Source organism: Cloacibacterium sp., from assembly GCF_047601505.1.
GTDB lineage: Bacteria > Bacteroidota > Bacteroidia > Flavobacteriales > Weeksellaceae > Cloacibacterium.
In genome coordinates, this window is record NZ_JASGJD010000001.1 from 911,402 (window position 1) to 935,834 (window position 24,433).

The window sequence follows — 24,433 nt, forward strand, 5'->3', positions numbered from 1 at the left end:
AGATTAAGATTTCAACAATTGGAAACCAATACTGCAATTTAAACAATTTTTCTCAGAACAAAAATGTTTGTGCTGAAAAAGAAATGCTTGTGTTTCTAATGCAGAATTTAATTTTAAACCTAATTTTTTCCATTGAGAAATAATGGAATTTTTTTCGGGCTTCAAATTTTTATAAAAATCTAAAATATGTTCTGTCTTTTCTGAATTTAGATGTTTGAAATAAGTGTAAACTACTGGCAAAACGGCATTGATGAGAAGAATCTCTACAAAATCATCAGAAAGGAATTTCTCTATTTTTTCTTCAGAACTTTTCTCAAAAGTATAATGATTTTCCCAAAATTCTGAGGTTTTTACATCTTTGAAAAAAGATTTTAAGTCTTGAATGTTTTTAGCATTTAAGATTTTGGAAAATAAATTCGGTTGAAGATGATATAAATTTGCCAATTGCGAAAGTCTAATTGTTGGAAAAGACGGCGGCATTAAGCGTAAAAATTTCGCAGGAAAAACTTCATCAGAAATTTTAAATTTTGTCTTTATAAAATTGAATTCGGTAATCCATTTTTTATTGAATTCCGTTTCTTTTTCAAGCAAATTTCCTTTCCCAAAGAGTAAACTTTCTAGTTGAAACTGATTTTGAGAAATCTTTTGAATGACTTTGAAATCAATATTTTCGGCGATATTTTGATAGATTTCTGCGTTTACTTTCAAGCCAAAACTATATGCTAATTTTTGAAACAAAACGGCTTCGTAATTGTTCTTAGATTGAAGTAAAAGCTTCTCAATTTCTATAGATTTTTCATCTAGTTTTCTAAGTAAATTTTCTTCCGAAAAAAGCAACGGAATTTTCTTCGGTTCAAAGAGATTCTCACAAGGAATAAATTCAAAATGATTTTCTAGAGATTGATATTTTTTTAGAATTTGCTCATCAATATAATTTTTCAATTCTAAAGTTGGTATTCCTGCATTTTTTAGTTCCAAAACATCTGTGTCATTAAAATAAACCACGTGCAGAATTACAGATTGGTAGTCTTTTTGAGAATCGTGTCGATGGAAATACCAATCGGAAGATTTAACATGAATTTCTATGTTTCCTGCTAAAATTACATCTTTAATTTTAATTTTTGCGAAAGAAAAATCTGGCCCAGCATTGCTGTTGAACTTCCCAAAATCTAAAATTTCTAAAGGATTTCCTTCAGAATCTTTAAAATCAATCTTCGAAAAAATTTTATATTTCCACAGATATTGAAGCAGATTTTCGTTCATGGTTTTTTGTTTTTAATGAAAAGTAAATTTAATTATTTTTTATTAAAAACAATCTATGAAACCATTGCGTGAAAAAAAATCAACTCATTGCATGAAATTTTTCTAAAGTTTCTTCGTACATTTTTTCGTAAATCGGCAAAATATTTACCAAATCGAATTCTATTGCTCTTGCCTTTGCTTTTTTCTTAATATCTGCTAAAAGTTTTTCGTCTGAAAGTAATTTTATAGCATAACTTGCCATTGCTTCTACATTTCCTACTTCTGCCAAAAATCCGGTTTCGCCTTGTATGTTTACCTCCGGAATTCCGCCTGCGTTACTAGAAATTACAGGAGTTTCTGCTGCCATTGCTTCTAATGCTGCCAAACCGAAACTTTCTTGTTCGGAAGGTAATAAAAATACGTCTGCGAATTTTAGAACTTGATAAAGGTTATCTACTTTCCCAAGAAGTTTTATTTTATTGATAAGATGCGGGTTTTCGTTGATGCATTCGTGTACCAATTCCACATCTGGTCCGTCTCCAAGAATTAATAATTTAGATTTTACAGATTTTTCTACTTTTTTGAAAATTTCTAAAACATCTTTCACTCTTTTTACAGGGCGAAGATTGGAAACGTGAATGAGAATTTTTTCGTCATCATTTGCGAATTGATTTCTTTGGCAACTTTTTAAATCGTTGAATTCTGTATTGTCTATAAAATTGGTGATGACTTCAATTTCTTTGGTAATTTTGAAAAATTTCAACGTATCTGCTTTCAAACTTTCTGAAACGGTAGTGATTTTATCAGAATGATTGATGGAAAATTCTACCGCATGTTTGTAACTTGGATGTTGACCAACCAAAGTAATATCTGTTCCGTGAAGTGTTGTAACTAACGGAATATCAGTGTTTTCTTCTTTTAGCATTTGCTTCGCAAAAAAGGCAGCATAAGCGTAAGGAATAGCGTAATGAGCATGCAAAATATCCAATTTATACAATTTTACCACTTGATAAATGGTGGAAGAAAGCGCAATATCAAACGGTTGATGCTTAAACAAAGGATAGGTTTGTACATTTACTTTGTGGAAGAAAATGTTCGGGTTTGTCATATCTAACCTTGCTGGTAATTCTGAAGAAATAAAGTGAATTTCATAGCCTTTTTTGGCAAGAGACATTCCGAGTTCTGTGGCTACAATTCCGCTACCACCGTATGTTGGATAACAAAGGATTCCTATTTTCATATTATTTTTTGAAACTAAATCGTTTCTAATTATTTATTATTTTTTAATCCAATCTTCTAATTTTATTAATTCATAATGATAAGAATTTTTATCATTGTCAAGAATTAAGTGATTTACAAAAATATTTTCATCTTTATCAATATAGAAACTAAAACCTTCTTGATTGTCAAAGTCAGAAGAAAAATAATGAGGCATATCTATTCTAAAATACTTTATAAAATAATAAGGATCATTCTCGGAAGGTTTTGAAATGATTTCAAAATTTACCTTACTACCTTCAGAAATATTTTTCTTATTAATTTCCTTTTCAAATTTAAAAATTTTGTTTAGAAGTGATAACTCATATATTGAATAATTAAATTGATAAGGGATAAAGCTTCCATCATTAATAATAAAATCTTTTTGATTGTTTGATCTTTTAATTGGAATTATTTCATTTCCATTAACGTCAATATAACCCCATGTTCCACCAACAATTGGAGGATGTTCTTCATCTTTTTTTCTATCAAAATAACAACTATTACAATAAGATGAAAATCCCATATTAAATGGTGTAGAATAATCATATTTTGGGGAAATAACTACTTTTCCTTCTTTATCTGCAAATCCCACTTTACCATTTTCATCTTTTATTCTTAAATAATTTTCTTTTATATAATCCGGTCCATTATCAAAATAATAAGGATAAAATAAAAACTTTCCCTGTCTATTTACAGCATATTCTGGTTTGTTTTTAGGATGAATATAAAAAAAGTTTTCTTTAACCTCACTTTTATGAGAATTATTTTGTACAAGATATTTATATGTTTTAAAAGGTTTTATAATAAAATTATTATTCTCATCCCTAAAACTTATCGTTGAATCATTTTCAACATAATAGAAAACTTTTTTATTTTGTGAAAAAATAAATACAGGAATAATTAAAATTAAAAAATATTTTATCATAGTTATTGGGCGTTATTTATCAATTCCGCTTCCTGCTTTCAAATTTTCATTCACAATTACAGGCAATTTTCCAGAAATTTTTGTTTTCCCTAAAAGTGCTTTTGCAGATGCTTTCAAAGATAAATCATTATTTTCATAACTTACCAAAACGGTAGAAATTGTAGAAATATCTACATCTTTCAAAGCGTAAGGCGAACCAAAAACATCTAAAATTATATTTTGTTTTTTGCTTAATTCAGATAAAATATCTTTGCTTTCTTGAGAAATTTTATAGGGCTTATAAGCCGTAGAATTGTCTTTGTGGAAACCTACAATTACTGTAGAATTTTCAGGAATTTGAGAAATTTCTTCTTTCGAAATAACATTAATGGTAGTTCCGAAATTTAAAACATCTACCAAAGTTTGAAACGGAGCTTCTTCTAATGGCAAATAATAATACGTTTGATTACAATTTAAAGGCAAAAGATTTTTTTCGTCTTTCAATAAAGTAATGGCATTGGCGTACAATTTTTCTGAAAGTTCTGCGTGAGAAGAGTTGTTCAAATCTTCGTTGATGTTTTCAGGATTTATAGGTTTCAAATCTTGAAGATTCAATAAAAATTTCGTTTTCAGTATTTTCTTTACACTTTCAGCCAATCTTTCTTCGGGAATTTCGCCTTTTTCAATGGCTTTCTTAATGAGAGCTTTCCCGTTAGGTACATCCTGAGAGAATAGCAAAAGGTCGTTTCCCGCTTTGAAGGCTTTCAAATCTAGTTCTCCAGCAGGAAATTTTTGAGCCACAGCATTCATATTTAGAGCATCAGTAATTACCAAACCTTTATAATTGTATTTATTTTTGAGTAAATTCGTAACAATATTGTAAGATAAAGTAGCCGGAATTCCTTTCTTTTTTTCCAGAGCAGGAACATATAGATGAGCTACCATTACACCGCCAATTTTTTTGTCCATCAAGGCTTTAAAAGGAGCGAGTTCTATAGAATCTAATCTTTCTAAATGATGAGAAACTATGGGTAAATCTAGATGAGAATCTTTGTCGGTATCGCCATGACCGGGAAAATGTTTCATAGAAGCCAAAACGCCATGGTCTTGTAAACCTTTTGCATACGCCAAGCCTTTGGCAATAACATTGTTAACATCAGAACCAAAACTTCTGTTGCCAATAATTGGATTTGTAGGATTGGTATTAACATCTACAACGGGTGCAAAATCCCAATAAATGCCCATTCTTTTGCAGTCTTTGGCAATTTTAGAAGTCATTTCGTAGATGAGGTTATTGTTTTGAATAGCACCCAAAGTCATAGCCCATGGAAATTTGTGTGCTACAGGAAATCTCTGGAAAAGTCCCCATTCTCCGTCAATTCCAATCATCATTTTGATTTTTGATTTTTCTTGAAATTCGTTAAGAAGAGCAATGTGTTTTTCCACATCTTCTTGCATTAGAATTAATCCTCCAATTTTTTCGTTTTCTACAAGATTTCTAATTTTCTGAATTTCTTCTTCGCCACGATTGTTGTAAAGCGCAATAATGTAAAGCTGACCTATTTTTTCGTCTAAAGAAAGACTGTTGTACAGAGAATCTGCATATTTTTCTGCTTTTAGGTTGAGGTTTTCGTTGCCGTTTTTCGGGAAATATTGTGCCGAAATATTAGCGAAAATTAAAATAAATAAATAAGAAAATATATTTTTGATGAATTTCATACAAATAATGTTATTCAACAAAAATACAAATATGTTTTTTGTGATTGCTAAGAAATATATTTTTTCTAAAATTTTTATAAAATAAAACGCTCTATTTTTATTATAAAACTTGGAAAACTCTATTTTAAAAAATCATCTACGATTTCGTTTCAAAAAATCTACCATTTTAGGAATTGAATTTTGCGGAAATTCGTGACCCGCATTTCTGTCTTCGATTACAATTTCTAAATTTTTAGGATTTTTGTAGTAAGTGATTTCGCCTTCTGTTTTGGAATTATTTTCATCAGCATTTAAGAATTTTAAATATTGTTTAGAAGAAAATTTTTGAATTTTGTAAGGTACAATTTCATCATTTTCCCCAAAACTTATCCAAACGGATTTTTGAGGAGCTGTTCTTAGCCAAACTCCACCAGGACCAGCAACTGTGATGAATGCTGCAAAATTTTCTCCTCGCATTTTCCATAAAACATTTACAAATCTGGAACCGTTAGAATGACCAACTGCGTAGATTCTATCTAAATCAATGGTGCGATTTTGTTGAATTTGATGAAAAACTTCGTCGAAAAACTTTACATCTCTATTTTCTAATTCGTCTGGATTCATTTGCCAACCGTTGTATTTTCCTTCTTTATCTACAATAGAATTGGTAACGCCTGGGATTCCTTGCATATAAATGATGAGCGCTTCTGGAAATTCATCATAGAAATTCAATTTGTTACTTGCCCATTTTGCTGTGCCACCATGTCCGTGAAAAATAAAAACAACGGGAGTTTTTTCGCTCTTTATTTTAGGTTCATAAAAAATAGCTTTTCTTTCAATACCTTCAATGGTAAATTTTTTCTCTGTTTGAGAAAATGTTTTTAAGCTAAAAAGCAGAAGAAAAAGTAATAGTGAGTTTTTCATTTTTCCGAATTTGATATTTTGATGAAATTATTCTTGAAATGTTAAATATAATTTTTGGCACGTTAGTTGGAATAGAGTAAACATAACTCAAAAATCTAAACATTATGAAAAAATTTTTTACTCTAATGATTCTTGCCGTTTTAGGAGGATTATTTGTAATAAGCTGCGACAGAAATGACACAGTAGTAGATGGAACCGACAATGATACTTATCCTGTAATGAAAGATGTAACAGGAACTTTTACAAGTTCTGGTAATTATACACTTACACAGTCTATTAATATTGCAAATTCTGATGTGGTGTTGGTTTATAGAAATTATAATTCGAATAGCAGTTCTTCTGCAGTTTGGCAATTAATTCCTAAAACCTATTATTTGAGCAATAATGGTGAACTAGATTACAATTTTATGTTTGATTCTGGTAGTGTAGAAATTTATACAGAAGCTAATTTTGATCAATCTACAATGACTACAGCTGAGAAAAATACGTATCTTAATAATCAAACTTTTAGAATAGTATTGGTGCCAGCTTCTAGAGTTAACAGAACAGCAACAAAGGTTAATTATGAAGATTATAATGCAGTGGTAAAATATTATAATCTAAAAGAACCTAAATAGAAGAATCCTTAAAAACTCTGTGTACTATAAGTTCCTAGCAAATGCAATTTTGTTGGGAATTTTTATTTATGAAATATAAGTTTCTATTTATGTAATTTTTTAGTTTTAAAATTATAAGTACTGATTAGTGCAGAGAAAATGTAAATTACAAAGATAATTCTCCATCTTTTAGACTCATTAAGAGCGAAATTTTTTCATGAATGTTAAATTATTAATGAGTCAAAGATGAGCAAATATTATTTTACAGGAAGGAGTTTCTAGTATCGGAGTTTATTCACATTAATTTTTTTATAAATATGATGTTGATATCATTAAATGAATTTGAACTAGTAGTATATACTACAGATTTATTGTTAAATGTAGAAAATTCTACAAGCGAGAAGTATTTCTGTAAAAATATTTGGAGAGGAATAGTAGAGTTGAATTTCCATCAAAGTAAAGTTTATGATGTGGTTAATGAAACAACGACCTGGCATTCTTCAATACTAAATCTGCAAACATTCGCACGATTGAATCTCTTTTATAGAATAGATTCTTATAATATTCTGCAGTAGAAATGAATGCTTCTGCTTTTTTTGTAAATGCAGAATGTTTATGTGAAATATTTTTTTTGAAAAAGGGAATGATCTTGTCGGCTATTATTAAGCAGGTAGAAAGCCGAAATTAATAGAGATATCATAAAAAAACGCTCAAATTTTTGAGCGTTTTTTTGTTTTTTATACTGTTGTAAGTCTCAGTGTATTTGTTTTGCCACCTTCATAAGCAGGCATTGCATTAAGGTTTACTACAAAATCACCTTCATCTACATAGCCATAATGTTGGGTAAGTGTGTTAACCTGAATAATGGTTTCGTCTGTAGATTTGTTCATGTCATAGTAGAATGCTTTAACTCCCCAAAGTAAATTTAGCATTGTAAGAACTCTTGGGTTAGAAGTATAAACAATAATTCTAGCGTGAGGTCTGTGAGCCGCAATTTGGAAAGCTGTATAACCAGAGTAAGTTAAAGTTATAATAGCTTCTGCACCAGTAGTTTCAGAGATTTTAACAGCATTAAGACAAATCATATCTGTGATGAATCTGTCATCCACACAAGTGATTTTTTCAATAATATCGTTTTTCTTCTCGTACAATTGAGTAGATTCTATATTTTTGATGATTTTGGTCATGTTCTTCACTACATCTACAGGATATTTCCCTACAGAAGTTTCACCAGAAAGCATTACGGCATCAGCTCCGTCTAATACGTTGTTTGCAACGTCGTTTACTTCTGCTCTTGTTGGGGTAAGACTGTGAATCATGGTTTCCATCATTTGGGTAGCGATAATTACAGGTTTTGAGTAATATCTTGCTTTATCTACCAATTTTTTCTGGATAACAGGTACTTCTTCCATAGGCACTTCTACACCTAAGTCTCCACGAGCTACCATTATACCATCACATTCTAACATAATTTCGTCAATATTTTTAACACCTTCTGGTTTTTCAATTTTGGCGATAATTGGAGTTCTGAATTCTCCGTTAGAATATTCTTGGATAAGGTTTTTTAAATCTTTAATGTCTTGAGCATGACGAACGAATGAAAGTGCAATCCAATCGAAATCATTTTCAATCATGAATTTTGCATCTTCAATATCTTTTTCTGTAAGAGCAGGAAGAGATACGTCTGTATTTGGCAAGTTTACTCCTTTTTTCGAGCTTAGTGGGCCTCCTTGTATTGTACGTGCTTTTACGGTATCTTTTTCGTTGGTTTCAAAAACTTCTAAAACAAGTTTACCATCATCAATTAATATTTTTTCTCCAACTTTTACATCTTGAGGGAATTTTTCATAAGTCATGTAAACTTTAGTAGAATCTCCTTCGCATTTTTCGTTAGTAAATGTAAGAATATCACCAGGATTAAGGTATGAACCGTCTTTTACAACACCTACTCTTAATTTAGGACCTTGCAAATCGCCCAGAATAGATGTGTTGAAACCATATTCTTCATTTATTTCTCTAATGATGTCTATATTCCTTTTCACCAATTCATAATCAGCGTGAGAAAAGTTTATTCTGAATACATCTGCACCAGCTTTCACTAATTCTAGCATGGTCTCTTTAGAAGAGGTTGCTGGTCCTAATGTAGCGATAATCTTAGTCTTTTTTGATCTTTTATTCATAATATTGTAATAACTTGTACAGTTCTGTTAACGGGTTTAAAGAAAAATTTTGAATTTGAAACAAAATATTTTCCGGCAGCAAAATTAGTGAAAAATCTGCAATACTATCCTTTGCATATATAATAAAGTCTACATCTTTATTTTTCGGTATTAAGAATTTTACTTCTTCAGCCTGCGAAAAAAGCTCGTTATTGGTCTTTTTTCTTATTGGTATAGACTTGTTTGCAATTATGTGGTAGCAAGTTTTTGTTTCCGGGTGATAAGTTTCAAATTTCGGAAAATTGAACTTTTTATATTTTAAATCGTTTATTCTACAAAAATTAAATGAATTCAGTTTGTTGATTTCGAAAAACATTTCATAATCTGGCAATCGTTTGGCTTGCCTTATTAGACCAATGTTTATAGCTTCGTCATCTTCTAATTCAAGAAATATTTTTTTGTTTTTCAACGATATTTTCTTTTTTATTGAGTGAATAAAATGCTCTATGCGCAGCTTTCTCTTCTGCTTTTTTCTTAGAAGATTCAGTAGCACTGGCAATTTTTTCTTGGTTTAGATATACGCATGTTCTGAAGATGAAACTTTTATTAGGAAGAATTTCTTCTGTAGTTTCATACTTTATAGAGACTTTCTTTTTTTGGCTCCATTCTAAAAGTAAACCTTTGTAGCTTACAATTTTGTGTTCTAATCTTTCTATATCTTTTTCAGAAAATAATCTTTCCAAAACAATATCTTGACAAGTTTCGTAACCGAAATCTAGGTAAATGGCTCCGATAAAAGCTTCAAAAAGATTCCCCGAAATGTTTTCGCCAAGGCTTCCGTGGCTTCCATTTTGGATAAAATCCGTTAGCCTTAGTTTTTCGCCTAAGAGATTTAGGTTTTTCCTATTCACAATTTTAGATTTCATCTGCGTAAGAAATCCTTCGTTTTCGAAAGGATATGTCTTAAATAGATAACAAGAAATAATGCTTCCCAAAACTGAATCTCCTAAAAATTCTAATCTTTCATAGTTTTTAGAATGTATATTCTTGTTAGGGATTTTAAGAGAAAAAGCCTCTTTATAAAAGTCTATATTGTCTATTCTTCTGCCAATAATTTTATTAATTTTAGAAGATAGTAATATTTCCTTTTCTGTTTTTTTTCTGAAAGTTTTTTTAAGTAGAAATCTTTGTAATGAATTTTTTAGGCCCATTATAATTTCTTGAAAAGTACGCAGGCATTATGACCACCAAATCCGAATGTATTACTCATGGCTACCTTTACATCTTTCTTCACTGCATGATTGAAAGTAAAGTTTAATCTACTATCAATTTTTTCATCATCGGTATAATGATTAATTGTTGGCGGAACAATACCATGTATGATAGTTCCTAACGCTGCTATTGCTTCTATCACTCCGGCTGCACCTAGCAAGTGCCCAGTCATAGATTTTGTAGAATTTATTTGAATATCATAAGCGTGTTCACCTAATAATTTTGCAATTGCATTAGACTCTGCAATATCACCTAATGGAGTAGACGTGCCATGCATGTTGATATGGTCTATTTCATCAGGAGTTAATTCTGCGTCTTCTAAACAATTTTTCATTACTAAATAAGCGCCTAGTCCTTCAGGATGTGGAGCCGTCATGTGATAAGCATCAGCACTAAGACCTCCTCCAGAAAGTTCTGCATAAATGGTAGCGCCACGTTTTTTTGCGTGTTCGTATTCTTCTAAGACAATACAACCTGCGCCTTCGCCCAAAACAAATCCATCTCTGTCTTTGTCGAATGGTCTCGAAGCGGTTTTATAATCGTCATTTCTAGTAGAAAGTGCCATTAATGCATTGAAGCCTCCCATTCCAGATGCTGTAACAGCTGCCTCAGAACCACCACAAACTATTATATCTGCTTTTCCTAATTGTAAAAGCATTTTTGCATCAATAATAGCATTGGCAGAAGATGCACATGCTGAAACGGTAGCATAGTTTGGTCCGTGGAAGCCGTACTCCATAGAAACTTGCCCTGGAGTAATGTCAGCAATCATTTTAGGGATAAAGAAAGGGTTGAATCTTGGGATGTTATTAGAATTAGCCCAGCCTAGTACTTCTGTTTCGAAAGTTTCTAAACCACCAATTCCAGAGCCCCAGATTACACCTACTCTGTTTTTATCTACATTATCTTCAATGATTCTAGAATGTGAAACAGCTTCTCTAGCTGCCACAACACCGAGTTGAGTATTTCGGTCCATTTTTTTTGCCTCCTTTTTTTCAAAATGATCCAAAGGATTGAAGTTTTTTACTTCACAAGCAAATTTTGTCTTGAAGTTAGTAGAATCGAAGAGAGTAATAGGAGCAGCGCCACTTACGCCTTTGATAAGATTTTCCCAATACTCTTGAGCATTATTTCCAATAGGTGTAATAGCACCAAATCCTGTAACTACAACTCTCTTCAATTCCATAGATTTTAATTTTTCTTTAAAAAAATTATTGTTTGATAACTTCTTCGATATAAGCGATTGCGTGACCTACAGTAGTAATTTTTTCTGCTTGATCATCAGGAATTTGAATATTAAATTCTTTTTCGAATTCCATAATTAGTTCTACAGTATCTAAAGAATCTGCACCTAAATCATTAGTGAAGCTTGCTTCAGGAGTTACTTCTGTTTCTTCCACGTCTAGCTTATCAGCGATGATAGCTTTTACTCTTGATGTAATGTCTGACATAGCAATTTGTTTTAAAATTTTGTTAATTCAAGTGCAAATATATAAAATTTCGCACCAATCACACTTTTTTTTCTTAAATTTAAAATGTGATAAAAATAAAATATCTCATAATCATAGAGTTAAAGCATTAGAAAATATTTCAGTATTTTTGTCATCTTGAATTAGCGTTATGAATAATTTTGAAGATATAGAAGACGATTTTTTTACCGGCAAAGACCATACGCCGCTTCGTGAAGATGCTTTTGAGATGACTCCTGATGAGAAAATTGAGAAAATACAGAAACTCTTTGGTGAAATTATGCAGACCTTGGGAATGGACATGACAGACGATTCTCTTAAAGATTCTCCTAAAAGAGTAGCTAAAATGTATGTGAACGAAATTTTTGGAGGTTTACTACCAGAGAATAAACCGGGAATTTCAACTTTTAGTAATAAATATAAGTACAGACAAATGTTGGTAGAGAAAGATATTACGGTATATTCTTTCTGCGAACATCACTTTTTGCCTATTATTGGCAAAGCTCACGTTGCTTATATTTCTAATGGTGAGGTAATTGGATTGTCTAAAATCAATAGAATTGTAGATTATTACGCAAAACGTCCACAAGTGCAAGAAAGATTAACCATGCAAATTGTAGATGCATTGAAAGAAGCTCTCGGAACCAAAGATGTTGCCTGTATTATCGATGCAAAACACCTTTGTGTAAATTGTAGAGGAATAAAAGATACGGCAAGTTCTACCATTACTGCAGAATTGAGCGGAATTTTTAGAACAAATCCTATCACAAGACAAGAATTCTTACATTATGTTGGAAGTCATGCGAAATTGGATTAATTTTGATTTTTTAGTTTGAGAAAAATCAAATTTCAATAGTTATATTATAATATGACCAGATTTAAAAAAATATCAACCCGAATTTTTACAACTACAATTATTTGTTGTTGCTGTCATTGCGAATACAGTGAAGCAATCTGTTGATTTTATATGCAATTTAGAAAAAGATTGCTTCGTCATTCGTTCCTCATTCCTCGCAAAGACTATCAAAACATTAATTCTTAAATTATAAAAATGCAACTTAAAATATATAATTCTCTCACTGCCGAAAAAGAAATTTTCACACCAATTAATGGTGATAAAGTTGGTATGTACGTTTGTGGGCCTACCGTTTACAGCAATGTACATCTCGGAAATGTGAGAACTTTTATGAACTTCGATTTTATTTATAGAAGTTTACAATTTCTTGGCTACAAAGTGCGCTATGTAAGAAATATTACAGATGCAGGACATTTAACAGACGATGGCGATGTAAATAACGACCGTTTTGTGAAACAATCTCGCCTCGAAAAGCTAGAACCTATGGAGATTGTACAGAAATATACCGTAGATTTTCATAAAGTTTTAAATCAATTTAATCTTTTGCCACCAACTATTGAGCCTACAGCAACAGGACACATTATAGAGCAAATTGAACTGACTAAAGATTTAATCGAGAAAGGTTTAGCTTACGAAAGCAACGGTTCTGTATATTTTGATGTAAGAACTTACAACGATAAAGGTGGAAATTACGGCGAACTTTCCAAAAGAAATATAGACGAACTTTTTGCTAATACTCGTGATTTAGACGGACAAAACGAAAAGAGAAATCCCCAAGATTTTGCCCTTTGGAAAAAAGCTTCTCCAGAACATATTATGAAATGGACTTCACCTTGGGGGGAAGGCTTCCCAGGTTGGCACTTGGAATGTACTGCCATGTCAACGAAATATTTAGGCGAACAATTTGATATTCACGGTGGTGGAATGGATCTTAAATTTCCGCATCATGAGTGCGAAATTGCACAAGGAAAAGGTTGCAATGGAGTTTCGCCAGTTAAATACTGGATGCACGCTAATATGTTGACAATGAACGGGCAAAGAATGAGTAAATCTACAGGGAATTACATTCTTCCGCATCAATTAATATCTGGTGAAAACGATTTTTTTGAAAAACCATTTCATCCAAGCGTAGTAAGATTTAATTTTTTGCAAGCTCATTACAGAAGCGTTCTCGATATTTCTAATGAAGCAATGTTGGCTTCAGAAAAAGGTTTCCAACGTTTGATGGAAGCGGTAAAAATTTTGAATGGTTTATCGTCCAACATCCAGCATCCAACATCTAGCGAATTTAACTTAAAAGAATGGAAAGAAAAATGTTTGGATGCTCTTAATGACGATTTTAACTCGCCTATTTTAATTTCTCATCTTTTTGAAGCGGTAAGTTTTATTTTTAAACTGAATGCTTCGGCTTCGCTCGGCACAAGCAAAGAAACTATTAATACTGACGATTTAGTAGAATTAAAAACTTTAATGAATGCTTTTGTGTTTGATGTTTTAGGACTTCAAAATGTAGAAGAAAATAACAATACAAAACTAGACCAAACGTTGCAAGTTTTAATTGAGCTCAGAAATCAGGCAAGAAAAGCTAAGAATTTTGAACTTTCAGACCAAATTCGCGATAAACTTCTTGCTGAAGGCATAGAATTAAAAGACGGAAGAGATGGCACTTCTTACGTTTTGAATTAAAAAAACTGAATTTTATAATATTTCACAACCTTTTCAAATTAATTTGAAAAGGTTTTTTGTTAAAGTTTAAAAAATGTATAAAAAACACTAATTTGTCTAAAACTTTTGTGTTGCTTTATTAGTCGTTATTATGTCATCATGAGATAATAAAATCCAGTGTTAAAGGTGCTTTTTTTGACTAAAACAAATTAAAAATCATATAATTAATATTTTTTGGAGCATATATAATTTTGTAAATTCGTCAGTTGAAAAACAACTTTAAATGAAATTATATTTCACAATAAACTACGGAACTGAATTTGGCAAAAAAGTAGTGCTAAAAGTTCTGGATGGGAAAAATATACAGTCTTATGATTTGCAATTTTCTGACAATAGAAATTGGAAAATCGAAATTGATTTTTTTTCTAAATCTATCGAATACAAATATTTGGTGGTAGATGAAAATAATCACGTAATAGACGAAGAAATTTGCACTCACCATCTCAATTTTGTAAATAATTTTTCCGAGTACAACATTTACGATGTTTGGAATAACAAAAATTTCCCCGAAAACTATCTCAACAATAAAATTCTTCAAAACAAATTAGGAGATTTTAAAGCAGAAAAAGTTTCAATTCTTAAAAAACATACTCATCATTTTAGGATAGAAGCACCGCTTTATTCGCCAGATTGGAGATTGGTAATTGCTGGGAATAATGAGGCTTTAGGAAATTGGGATTTTGAAAATGCCGAGAAAATGTCTCAAACCGCAGTTGGCGTTTGGGAGGTAGCAGTAGATTTGAAAAAGCAAAAAGAATTTGTGCAGTACAAATACTCTATTTTAGACGAAAAGCACGAAAAAATTATTGCTGTAGAATATGGCGATAATAGATTGGCTTTTCCGAATCAAGACGAAGAAGTTTTGCAGGTTCATGCAGACCATTTTTTCAGATTTAGTTCAGAACAATTGTACAAAGCAGCTGGAGTTGCAATTCCTGTTTTTAGTTTGAGAAGTGATGATGGTTTTGGAGTTGGAGAGTTTTCAGATCTTAAAAAACTAGCAGATTGGGCGCACAAAACCAATCTTTCTGTGATTCAGATTTTGCCAATTAATGATACCACAGCCAATTATAGTTGGACAGATTCTTATCCTTATGCCGCGATTTCTGTTTATGCGCTTCATCCTCAATATTTAAGTTTAGAGAAAATTCAGTTTGGGATTCCTGAGGCTTTTCAAATGGAATTCAAAATGAAAAGAGATGAATTAAATGCTCTTTCGTTAGTAGATTACGAACAAATGATTTCTGAAAAGTGGAAATTTATAAAAGTAGTTTTCGAAGAAAATAAAACAGAAATTTTAAAAGACAAAGATTTTTCAAAATTCTTGAAAGAAAACGCAGATTGGCTGAAACCTTATGCTGCATTTTGTGTTTTGAGAGATAAAAATAATACTCCAAATTTCAACGATTGGAAAACGCATAAGAAATATGTTGCAGGTAAGATTGCACAATTGTTTGATGCGAAACATGCAGATTTCGAGAACGTAATGCTTCATGCTTGGGTTCAATATCAGCTTCATTTACAATTAAAAGAAGCGGTAGATTATACACATGGTATAGGGATTTCTCTAAAAGGTGATTTGCCCATCGGAATTTACAGATTTTCTGTAGAAGCTTGGACAGAGCCAGAGCTTTTCGGGATGGATTTCCAAGCAGGAGCTCCACCAGATGAATTTTCAGATTTGGGACAAAACTGGGAGTTTCCAACTTATAATTGGGAAGTAATGCAAGCCAATAATTATGATTGGTGGAAGAAAAGATTTGCAGTAATTGCAAGGTATTTTGATGCGATGAGAATAGACCATATTCTTGGTTTTTTCAGAATTTGGAGAATGCCAATGACGGCAACTCAAGGATTGTTGGGTTATTTTTATCCTGCGGTTCCGATTACAATAGAAGAATTTGCGGCAAGACATATTCCTTTTAATTTTGATAGATATTGCAAACCTTTTATTAATGATCAAATTCTTTGGGATATTTTCGGTAACGAAAAAGATGCTATTGCAGAGCATTTTATGTATCAGGAAAATGGAGTTTATCATTTTAAACAAGAATATGATTGTCAAAGAAAATTGGCAGAATATTTCAAGAAAAATCCTAGAAAAAACGCGGAAGAAAAACTAATTAGTTTGGCGGCTAATGTTCTTTTCTTGCAAGAATTTAATGGAACTGATTACGTTTATCATCCAAGATTTAATATTAATAAAACCATATCATATCAATATCTTTCGGACTGGGAAAAGAAACAATTGTATGAATTGTATGTAGATTATTTCTTTAGAAGACAAGATGGACTTTGGTATCAAAAAGCGATGGAGAAATTGCCAATGCTTCTTGCGGCTACAGATATGCTAATTTGTGGCGAAGATCTTGGTTTGGTGCCAGATTGTGTGCCTGTGGTGATGGATAAATTAGGAATTACAGCACTTAAAGTTCAGCGTTCGCCAAAAGAAGATGTACCTTATTACGACCCACAAACTGCAAGTTATATGAATGTGGTAACGGCTTCTTCACACGATAGTTCTACACTAAGACAATGGTGGAAAGAAAATAGAGAATTAACTCAACATTATTTTAATAATCAATTAAAGCAATTTGGCACAGCTCCTTCTGAATTATTGCCAGAGTTAGCCGAAATTATTATGAAACAACACCTTCATTCTGAAGCCATGTTGGTGATTTTCCCAATTCAAGAGTATTTTGCGACAGATTATGAAATTGTAAATCCTTATGCTGACGACGAGAGAATTAATAATCCTGCAGTTTTTCCTCATTATTGGAGATACAGAATGCATATTTCTATAGAAGAGCTTTTGCAAAAAGAGTATTTTAATAATAAAATTGCTCATTTTGTAGCAGAAAGCGGTAGAAATTAGTTGCAATAAACGATATAAAATTTTTAAAAGTTAAAATCATTCTTTGGTTTTAACTTTTTTTATTTTAAAATATCAAATAATGATAATTTGTTGATGATTAAGTTTATAAATTTAATTAAATGCAAAATATTTTTAATAGCTAATAAAGTTTGGCACGTATTTTTAATAATGTTTAACAGATCACTAAACAATAATGAAATGAAACTGATATTAAAAAAAATAGTTCTTGCTTCAGCATTATCTTTAGCAGGAATGACATTCGCACAGTATTATCCAAATGATAATTATGGAGGCAATGATCAATATGAATATTATTACGACGATTATAATTATCCAGATGATTATTATTACGAATATCCATCAGATTATTACACCAACGATTTTTATAGGGGATATTATAACGACTATAGAAATGCAATTGTAAGCATTAATTGGGATAGGTTTTTTGTAGAATTTAGACTTTCACCTGTTCAGATAAGAGAGATAAGAGGTTTAAACGCAAGATTTGGAGGTTATAATTATTGGTTTAATTATTACAGATATAATCCAGACCGTTGGTATTATGATAGATTTGTTTCTTTAGAAAGAATTTTAGGACCTAGAATTTATGTGGTTTTCTACCAAAGATACTATAACAATTATAATCCTATTGTTTATTTCAGAAATTATAGAGTAAGAAATTACAGACCTACAATTTATGTAGCACCAAGATATAGAAATGTAGATGTAAGAACCGTTAGACATAATGATTTCAGAAAAGGTAGTTTTAGAGGAGGCTTCAATAGCAATGATAAAGTTGTAAGAGATGACAATAGCTTTAGAAGAGATGCAAAACCTCAAAACAATGATAGAGGTTTCAGAAATGATAATGATAGGCCGTCTAACAATGGTTTTAGAGGAGGAAATGATAATTCATCTAAAAGTTTTGGAAGACAAGACTCAGAACAACCAAGAAATAACGGTTTTAGAAACGATGCGCCTCGAAAAAATGAAGAAATGAGCCGAGGAAATAGCGATTCTAGAAGTAACAGCGGAGGTTTTAGAAGTGGAGATAACAATCGCTCTTTTGGTAAATCCAATGGAAATAGTGACAGAGGAAATAGCAACGGACAAAGAGGGAATAATGGAGGCGGAAGAGGTTTTAGATAAACATCCAAATTAATATATATTTTAATTAAGAAAGGCAGATTTTTTAATAAGTCTGCTTTTTTTATAATTTTTTCTAAATTTTACATAATTAATAGGTAAGTATTTCATTATCATTTATATGTGTTAAATTTACATTGTTAAAACAAAAAAATATTCGTTATGAAAAAAATAATCACACTTATTGCATTCGCAATTTTCGGGTTTTCGTTTTCTCAGACCACAGTAATTTATCAAAATTATAGAAATAGTATTGTTACTGTAAATTGGAATGCACTTGGGGTAGAACTTAGCCTAACTCCTAGTCAAAGAAACGCAATCACTGTACTTAATAACAGATATCCAACTTATGAATCTTGGTATGTGGTTTATAAAGACAGACCGGGATATTGGGAAAGAGATAGAGATAGAGAATTAAGAAGAATTTTAGGCTCTACATCTTATGTTAAATATAAAAATAAATATTATAAGGGAAATAATCCAAATGCTGTCTATAATAGAAATAAAGGAAACAATGGGCACAATGGAAACAAAAAACACCACGGACATAAAAAATAGTGAAAAAAATCATAAAAAATACTAAATTTTAATTCCGGTTAAATTTAGGTATGGTTTTTGTTATTTATAGAGAAAGAGTAATTCTTCATATCAAATTTAATTTTTACATTCAGTTAAAGCGGAACTTATCATTCCGCTTTTTTTTTGTATTAAATTTTTTTAATATTGCTATTCTGTTGAGAATTAATGATAATTTCGTTATATGAAAATTCTATATGCAATTCAAGGTACTGGCAACGGGCATGTTTCTAGAGCTAGAGAAATAATACCAATTTTGAAAAAATATGGGCAAGTAGATATTTTAATTAGTGGGACGCAGGCAGATGTGAATTTAGATGACGAAATAAAATATCGTTTTAAAGGTTTTGGGTTCGATTTTGGCACAAATGGCGGAATAAATTACAAAAGCAGTTTCAAAAAGGCAGATTTTAGACAATTAATTCGAGATATAAGAAATCTACCGGTAAAAGATTACGATTTGGTAATTAATGATTTCGAGCCAGTTACCGCTTGGGCGTGTATTTTAAGAAATAAAAAATCAATAGCATTAAGTCATCAGTCGGCATTTTTGTCAGTAAAAACGCCAGTAATTTCTGGTTTTCATTTAGGAGAATTTATTTTAAAAACGTATGCTCCGGCAAGTAAAAAAGTAGGTTTTCATTTTAAAAGATACGACGATTTTATAAGAACTCCCGTTATTCGTTCTGAAATAAGGGCTTTAAAATCTCAAAATCTTGGTCATTACACCGTTTATTTGCCAGCATATAGTGATGAATTTATCCTCAAAAAATTAGAAAAATTTCCTAATAAAAAGTTTCAGGTTTTTTCTAAACACACCAAAGAAGATTATACAAAAGGGAATATTGAAGTTTCTAAAGTGAACAATCTGAAATTTAATCAATCTCTTGCAGATTGCGAAGGCTTGTTGACAGGAGGAGGTTTTGAAGGACCTGCGGAAGCTATGTTTTTAGGAAAAAAAGTTCTTTGTGTGCCAATGTTTCATCAATATGAGCAACAATGTAATGCTTTAGCTGCCGAAGATTTGGGAGCAACGGTAATTTGGAATGAAAAAGAATTCGACCAAAAACTAAAATTCTGGATTGAAGAAGGAGAAAGCATAGAAGTAGATTTTCCTGATGAAACTGAGGAGGTTATCCTAAATGTCATTAATAGTTATCAACGAAAATTTTAACAAAAATTTATCATTTTAATATTTAACCTAAGGGAAATTGTGCAATCAAAAAGACAGATTAACAATTAAACAATTATTAAAAATGAAAAAAATATTTTTGACCTTAGCATTAGGTATTGCAACCATCACATTTGCACAACAATCTGGAATGGAAAAACCAGGCAAAATGGATCCAGAACAAAGAAAAGCAGAAATGCAAAAAAGACAACAAGAACATCTTGATAAAATGTCAAAAGATTTGAATTTGTCTTCGGAGCAAGTAAAAAAAGTAAAAGCTCTTCAAGATAAGCAGATTTCGGAGATGCAAGCAAATATGGAAAAGAATAAAGAAGCGAGAAAAGCTAAAATTGCAGAAATGCAAAAAAAACGTGAAGCACATGACGCTGAAATGAAAAAAATCTTAACGCCAGAACAATACCAAAAATGGGATGCCGATAGAAAAGCAAAAATGGAAAAAAGAAAAGAAATGATGAAAGATAGAGCTGGTAAAGATGGTTTCGGGAAAAGAAAAATGATGAATAAACCAGCAGAAGCGCCAGTGGCACCGTAATAAATAGCAATTTTAATACATTAATTTTTAGCAGGAAATTTTCCTGCTTTTTTTTGTGATAAATTTTCGTGTTAAAGTTTTGTTAAAACGAATTTTATTTTGTAATTTTAAACAAACATTTAATAAACCATAAAACCAAGCATGAACAATCTTTTAAAGCTAAGTTTCTTAGTTATTCCCACTGTTTATTTTTCTCAGAATTTTGCGGTTTCTTCTATTCCAGAAGAATTAAAAAATAAAGCAAATATTGTTGTTAGAAACGATGTTTCTACCTATGTTATTAATTCTATTGATAACATGGAAATAGACCACCAAAATGTTTTTACGGTAATGAATAAAGCTGGAGATGATGATGCTACAGTGGTAATTCCTTATGACAAAAGCACCAAAGTAAGCGATATAAAAGTTCAAATATTAGACGCTGATGGTAAAGTAATTAAGAAATATTCTAAAAGTGATTTTACAGATGTAAGCAGTGTTTCTGCTGGAGCTCTTTATCAGGACGATAGAATTCTTTATTTACATTACATTCCTGTAAATTATCCATATTCTATTTCTTATAGTTTTCATGTGAAAACACCCAATACCATCTTTTTGCCAGATTTTTATCCTTTTTTAGAGTATAACAAATCTATAGAAAATTCTAAACTAAATATTATCAATAAATCTGGAATTAAACTTAGAACCAAAAATGTAGAATCTGTTTTTGCTAAAGTTTTAGCTTCTGGAGATGATAATAACCTTGTTTACACATATCAAAACGTCCCTGCAATAGAAAAAGAAAATTATTCTCCAAGTTTGAAAATGATATTACCAAAAGTTCAATTTTCTTTAGAAAAATTCAATTTAGAAGGCAAACAAGGAGATATGGCAAATTGGACAACTTTTGGAACGTGGATGTATAATAATCTTTTAACACCAGTTTCCGTTGTTACTCCAGAAATTAAAGCCGAAGTTGCTGCTCTTAATCTTACAGGTACAACTTCTGAAAAAGTAAAAAAAATCTTCCAATATATGCAGAATAAAACCAGATATGTAAATGTATCTATTGGTATTGGAGGTTGGCAACCCATGATTCCTGATGATGTAAGAAGAAAAGGTTACGGAGATTGTAAAGGTCTTACCAATTATATGAAAACGCTTTTGGATGCGGCAGGAATCAAATCCTATTATTCTGTAATTTGGAGTGATGAAACACCACTTTCTTTCGATCCGGATTTTCCTAAAATGGGAGGGAATCACGTAATCCTTATGATTCCTACAGAAAAAGAAACTATTTGGTTAGAGAATACATCTCAGCAGATTGCTTTCAATCATTTGTCTTATAGTACAACAGATAGAAATGTTTTGGCGGTGAAAGAAAACGGAATTGATATAATTAAAACGCCGGTTTATAAGCCAGAAGAAAGTCAAGAGATTATTAAAACTAAAGTAATTCTAAATGAAGATAATAGTATTGATTTATCATCAGATTTTTATTATTCTAATGCTCAGTACGATTTCAATATGCCATTGGTGGGCTTATCTAAAGAAGATGCAAAAGAAGCTTTGAAAGGAAGGTATGACCATCTTAAAATTTCTAATCTGGAAGTGAATAACATTAATAATGATAAGGATAAAGCGCAACTTACTTATGATGCAAAATTTAAAGTGAATGATTATTCTAAAAAATTAGGAAATGATATGTTTTTCAGGGTTTTGCCACTTTTAGAAACCTCTAATATTAATTCAAATGAAGAGCGAATGCTTCCTTTGTCTTTGTCGTTTTCTTATCAAGATATTTATGAGACAGAATTTGTATTGCCTTCTGGTTATAAAGTTGCCGAAAAGCCGATGCCAATTGTATTAAGCTCAGAATTTGGTAATTATAATCTTGATTTTAAAGTAGATGGAAATAAGATTTTTGTTAATAGAAAAATTACAATTTCTAAAGGCAATTTTCCTAAAGAAAAATTCAAAGCGTATGCAGATTTTAGAAAGAAAACTGCAAATTTCGATAACATGAAAATATTAATTTCAAAACAATAACTTAACAATGAAAATTAAACTATTAACCCTCTTTTCATTTCTTTTATTTGGGTTTTCTTTTGCGCAAAAAGACCATAAATTTTTAGATCCTCCGAAGCTAGATATTAATGATCTTAGAAAAACAAAATCTGAGATTAAAGAAGATGCACCTGCTGAAGTACTTTACAGGTCTATTCATTATAACATAAGGAAAGATTATGAAATGGAAATTAGCGTTATAGACCGTGTGAAAATCTATAATAAAAATAAAGCAGAAGATTTTTTGAATAAAGAAATTAGCCTATACGAAGCAGAAGGAGGGCGAGAAGAAAAATTGTCTAGTTTGAAAGCTTATACTTATAATTTAGAAAATGATAAAATTGTACCCACTAAAGTAGAAAAAGATTCTAAATTTAAATCTACAGAAAACAAGCATTATAATATTGTGAAATTTGCATTTCCGAATGTTAAAGATGGTTCTGTGGTAGAATATTCTTATTCCATTTTTAGCCCATTTGTATTCGAGATGCCTAAAATTATGATTGAAGATGATGTGCCAATTGTTTATACAGAATATGTTTTTGATACACCAAAAGAATTAGGGTACAGTATTAATTATCAAGGTTCTGTTTTGCCAAAATATAGAGTAGTAGAAGAAAAAATGCTCTATGGTTTTGATTATAGGACTTATAGATTTGGTTACGAAAATTTGAAGGATTATTTGGAAGAGAAATATGTTAAAAACTCAAATAATTATAGAACTTCTGTAAGAGCAGAATTGAATTCTACTTACATTGGAAATCAATTTAAGTCTTACTCTCTTTCTTGGGAAGATGTAAGGAAACAAATGATGGATGATGAAGATTTTGGTGGAGCTTTAAAAAAAGAGAGTGTAATAAAAGATTTGCTTCCGGCAGAAATAAAACAAATTCCTAACGAAACCCAAAAAGCAGAAGCTATTTTGAAATTTGTACAAAAAAATTACACTTGGGATAATAAGCGTAGAGCAAATGTAGAAGATGGAATTAAAAATTTAATTAAAACAAAAGTTGGAAATTCTGCAGAAATTAATATTTTACTTATTTTATTGCTAAAAGATGCAGGGATTAATGCTAATCCACTGGTTCTTTCTACTGTAGATAGAGGATTAATAGCTAACTATATGCCTTCTATTACCAGTCTTAATTATGTTATTGTTTGTATAGAATTTAATGGAAAATTATATACACTAGACGCTACTTCAAAATTATCTTCAATAAATGTTATTCCGCCAAGAGCTGTTAATTACAATGGATTTTTATTTACAAATAAAGAGGCAAAAGAGATTAATATTGTAAATCCAGAGAAAAGTGATACCTATTTGCAAGTAGATGCTCAATTAGAGAAAGACGCTACTTTTTCTGGACATTTTACAGATAGAGATACCAAAGTATTTGCAATGCTTAATAGTGAAGAATATGAGCACGATAAAGAAACTTATCAAAAAGATAATTATAAAGACAGATACAAATTTCCGTTTAGTAATTTAAAATCTGGGATTTTGAATGATAATGAATTTGAAACCAGTTTTGATTTTAATTCAGATACTTTTGTTGACGGTGTTGGAGGTAAATTTATCTTTAATCCGTTATTGTTTTTATATACAAAAAATCACGATTTCGACCAAACTGAAGAAAGAAAAAATCCTATAGAATTTATTTCAGCATATAACAAAAATAAAAAAGTTACCATCACTATTCCTGAAGGATATAAATTTGAAAATATCCCAAGTTCTAAAAAATTTAAAACAGAAGATGATGCTATTATATATAGTTATGTAGTGTCTCAAGAAGGAAATAAAATAACGGTAGAAAGCAATATGTTAATTGCAGATTCGTTTTTCCCGAGAGAATATTATCCTGCATTTAAGCAAATTTTTGATGCAGTAACGAAATACGAAGGACAGTTGGTAACAGTAGTAAAAAAATAAAATTAAGGCGAGATTTTTCTCGCTTTTTTTT

Annotated in this window: 20 protein-coding genes; 10 read left to right on the forward strand and 10 right to left on the reverse strand. The window is 30.9% G+C overall.

Going from position 1 to position 24,433, the window contains the following annotated elements; translation table 11 throughout:
* Positions 1-3: 3 nt before the first annotated feature.
* From QM746_RS04320 to QM746_RS04340, 5 genes are all read right to left on the reverse strand, one after another.
* Positions 4-1,263 (reverse strand): DUF2851 family protein, encoded by a 1,260-nt coding sequence (locus tag QM746_RS04320; protein ID WP_414983088.1) that lies wholly within the window; start codon positions 1,261-1,263, stop codon positions 4-6.
* A 79-nt stretch (positions 1,264-1,342) separates the two neighbouring features.
* Positions 1,343-2,482 (reverse strand): N-acetyl-alpha-D-glucosaminyl L-malate synthase BshA, encoded by a 1,140-nt coding sequence (bshA, locus tag QM746_RS04325; protein ID WP_414983089.1) that lies wholly within the window; start codon positions 2,480-2,482, stop codon positions 1,343-1,345.
* 36 nt (positions 2,483-2,518) lie between these two features.
* The gene (locus tag QM746_RS04330) at positions 2,519-3,427 is read right to left on the reverse strand and encodes a WG repeat-containing protein (protein WP_414983090.1); all 909 of its coding nucleotides are present in this window, start codon (positions 3,425-3,427) and stop codon (positions 2,519-2,521) included.
* Positions 3,428-3,439: 12 nt separating this feature from the next.
* Positions 3,440-5,125: a glycoside hydrolase family 3 protein gene (locus tag QM746_RS04335; protein WP_414983091.1), complete on the reverse strand. Its 1,686-nt coding sequence runs from the start codon at positions 5,123-5,125 to the stop codon at positions 3,440-3,442.
* A 132-nt stretch (positions 5,126-5,257) separates the two neighbouring features.
* Positions 5,258-6,028, reverse strand: coding sequence for an acetylxylan esterase (locus tag QM746_RS04340; protein ID WP_414983092.1), 771 nt, complete (start codon positions 6,026-6,028; stop codon positions 5,258-5,260).
* A 104-nt stretch (positions 6,029-6,132) separates the two neighbouring features.
* On the opposite strand from QM746_RS04340, the gene QM746_RS04345 reads away from it, so the two are divergent.
* Positions 6,133-6,645, forward strand: a complete 513-nt coding sequence (locus QM746_RS04345; protein WP_414983093.1) for a hypothetical protein — start codon at positions 6,133-6,135, stop codon at positions 6,643-6,645.
* 716 nt (positions 6,646-7,361) lie between these two features.
* On the opposite strand, the gene pyk is transcribed toward QM746_RS04345, so the two are convergent.
* The 5 genes from pyk to QM746_RS04370 are packed head-to-tail and all read right to left on the reverse strand — an operon-like array spanning position 7,362 to position 11,506.
* Entirely contained in the window at positions 7,362-8,804 is a 1,443-nt protein-coding gene (gene pyk, locus QM746_RS04350) for a pyruvate kinase (protein ID WP_414983094.1), read from the reverse strand.
* The gene (locus QM746_RS04355; protein WP_414983095.1) at positions 8,797-9,252 is read right to left on the reverse strand and encodes an IPExxxVDY family protein; all 456 of its coding nucleotides are present in this window, start codon (positions 9,250-9,252) and stop codon (positions 8,797-8,799) included. Before QM746_RS04355 ends, pyk begins: the two co-directional genes overlap by 8 nt.
* On the reverse strand, positions 9,227-9,994 hold the full coding sequence (gene rnc, locus QM746_RS04360; RefSeq protein ID WP_374364775.1) for a ribonuclease III: 768 nt from the start codon (positions 9,992-9,994) through the stop codon (positions 9,227-9,229). Before rnc ends, QM746_RS04355 begins: the two co-directional genes overlap by 26 nt.
* Entirely contained in the window at positions 9,994-11,241 is a 1,248-nt protein-coding gene (gene fabF, locus QM746_RS04365) for a beta-ketoacyl-ACP synthase II (protein WP_414983096.1), read from the reverse strand. Before fabF ends, rnc begins: the two co-directional genes overlap by 1 nt.
* 25 nt (positions 11,242-11,266) lie before the next feature.
* Positions 11,267-11,506 carry an acyl carrier protein gene (locus QM746_RS04370; protein ID WP_069800766.1) on the reverse strand — a complete coding sequence of 80 codons (240 nt, stop codon included), beginning with the start codon at positions 11,504-11,506 and terminating at the stop codon, positions 11,267-11,269.
* A gap of 169 nt (positions 11,507-11,675) precedes the next feature.
* On the opposite strand from QM746_RS04370, the gene folE reads away from it, so the two are divergent.
* The 9 genes from folE (at position 11,676) to QM746_RS04415 (ending at position 24,402) form a co-directional block, all read left to right on the forward strand.
* Positions 11,676-12,341: a GTP cyclohydrolase I FolE gene (gene folE / locus QM746_RS04375; RefSeq protein WP_374363909.1), complete on the forward strand. Its 666-nt coding sequence runs from the start codon at positions 11,676-11,678 to the stop codon at positions 12,339-12,341.
* A gap of 234 nt (positions 12,342-12,575) precedes the next feature.
* Positions 12,576-14,066 (forward strand): cysteine--tRNA ligase, encoded by a 1,491-nt coding sequence (cysS, locus tag QM746_RS04380; protein ID WP_414983097.1) that lies wholly within the window; start codon positions 12,576-12,578, stop codon positions 14,064-14,066.
* A 262-nt stretch (positions 14,067-14,328) separates the two neighbouring features.
* On the forward strand, positions 14,329-16,980 hold the full coding sequence (locus tag QM746_RS04385) for a 4-alpha-glucanotransferase (RefSeq protein ID WP_414983098.1): 2,652 nt from the start codon (positions 14,329-14,331) through the stop codon (positions 16,978-16,980).
* Positions 16,981-17,178: 198 nt separating this feature from the next.
* Positions 17,179-18,129, forward strand: a complete 951-nt coding sequence (locus QM746_RS04390) for a hypothetical protein (protein WP_414983099.1) — start codon at positions 17,179-17,181, stop codon at positions 18,127-18,129.
* A 159-nt stretch (positions 18,130-18,288) separates the two neighbouring features.
* Positions 18,289-18,684 carry a hypothetical protein gene (locus QM746_RS04395; RefSeq protein WP_414983100.1) on the forward strand — a complete coding sequence of 132 codons (396 nt, stop codon included), beginning with the start codon at positions 18,289-18,291 and terminating at the stop codon, positions 18,682-18,684.
* Between the two features lie 202 nt (positions 18,685-18,886).
* Positions 18,887-19,876, forward strand: a complete 990-nt coding sequence (locus QM746_RS04400; protein ID WP_414983101.1) for a glycosyltransferase family protein — start codon at positions 18,887-18,889, stop codon at positions 19,874-19,876.
* A gap of 82 nt (positions 19,877-19,958) precedes the next feature.
* Positions 19,959-20,426, forward strand: coding sequence for a hypothetical protein (locus QM746_RS04405; RefSeq protein WP_414983102.1), 468 nt, complete (start codon positions 19,959-19,961; stop codon positions 20,424-20,426).
* A gap of 141 nt (positions 20,427-20,567) precedes the next feature.
* Entirely contained in the window at positions 20,568-22,454 is a 1,887-nt protein-coding gene (locus QM746_RS04410; RefSeq protein ID WP_414983103.1) for a DUF3857 domain-containing protein, read from the forward strand.
* Between the two features lie 7 nt (positions 22,455-22,461).
* Complete coding sequence (locus QM746_RS04415; protein WP_414983104.1) at positions 22,462-24,402, forward strand: transglutaminase domain-containing protein; 1,941 nt, start codon at positions 22,462-22,464, stop codon at positions 24,400-24,402.
* Positions 24,403-24,433: the final 31 nt, after the last annotated feature.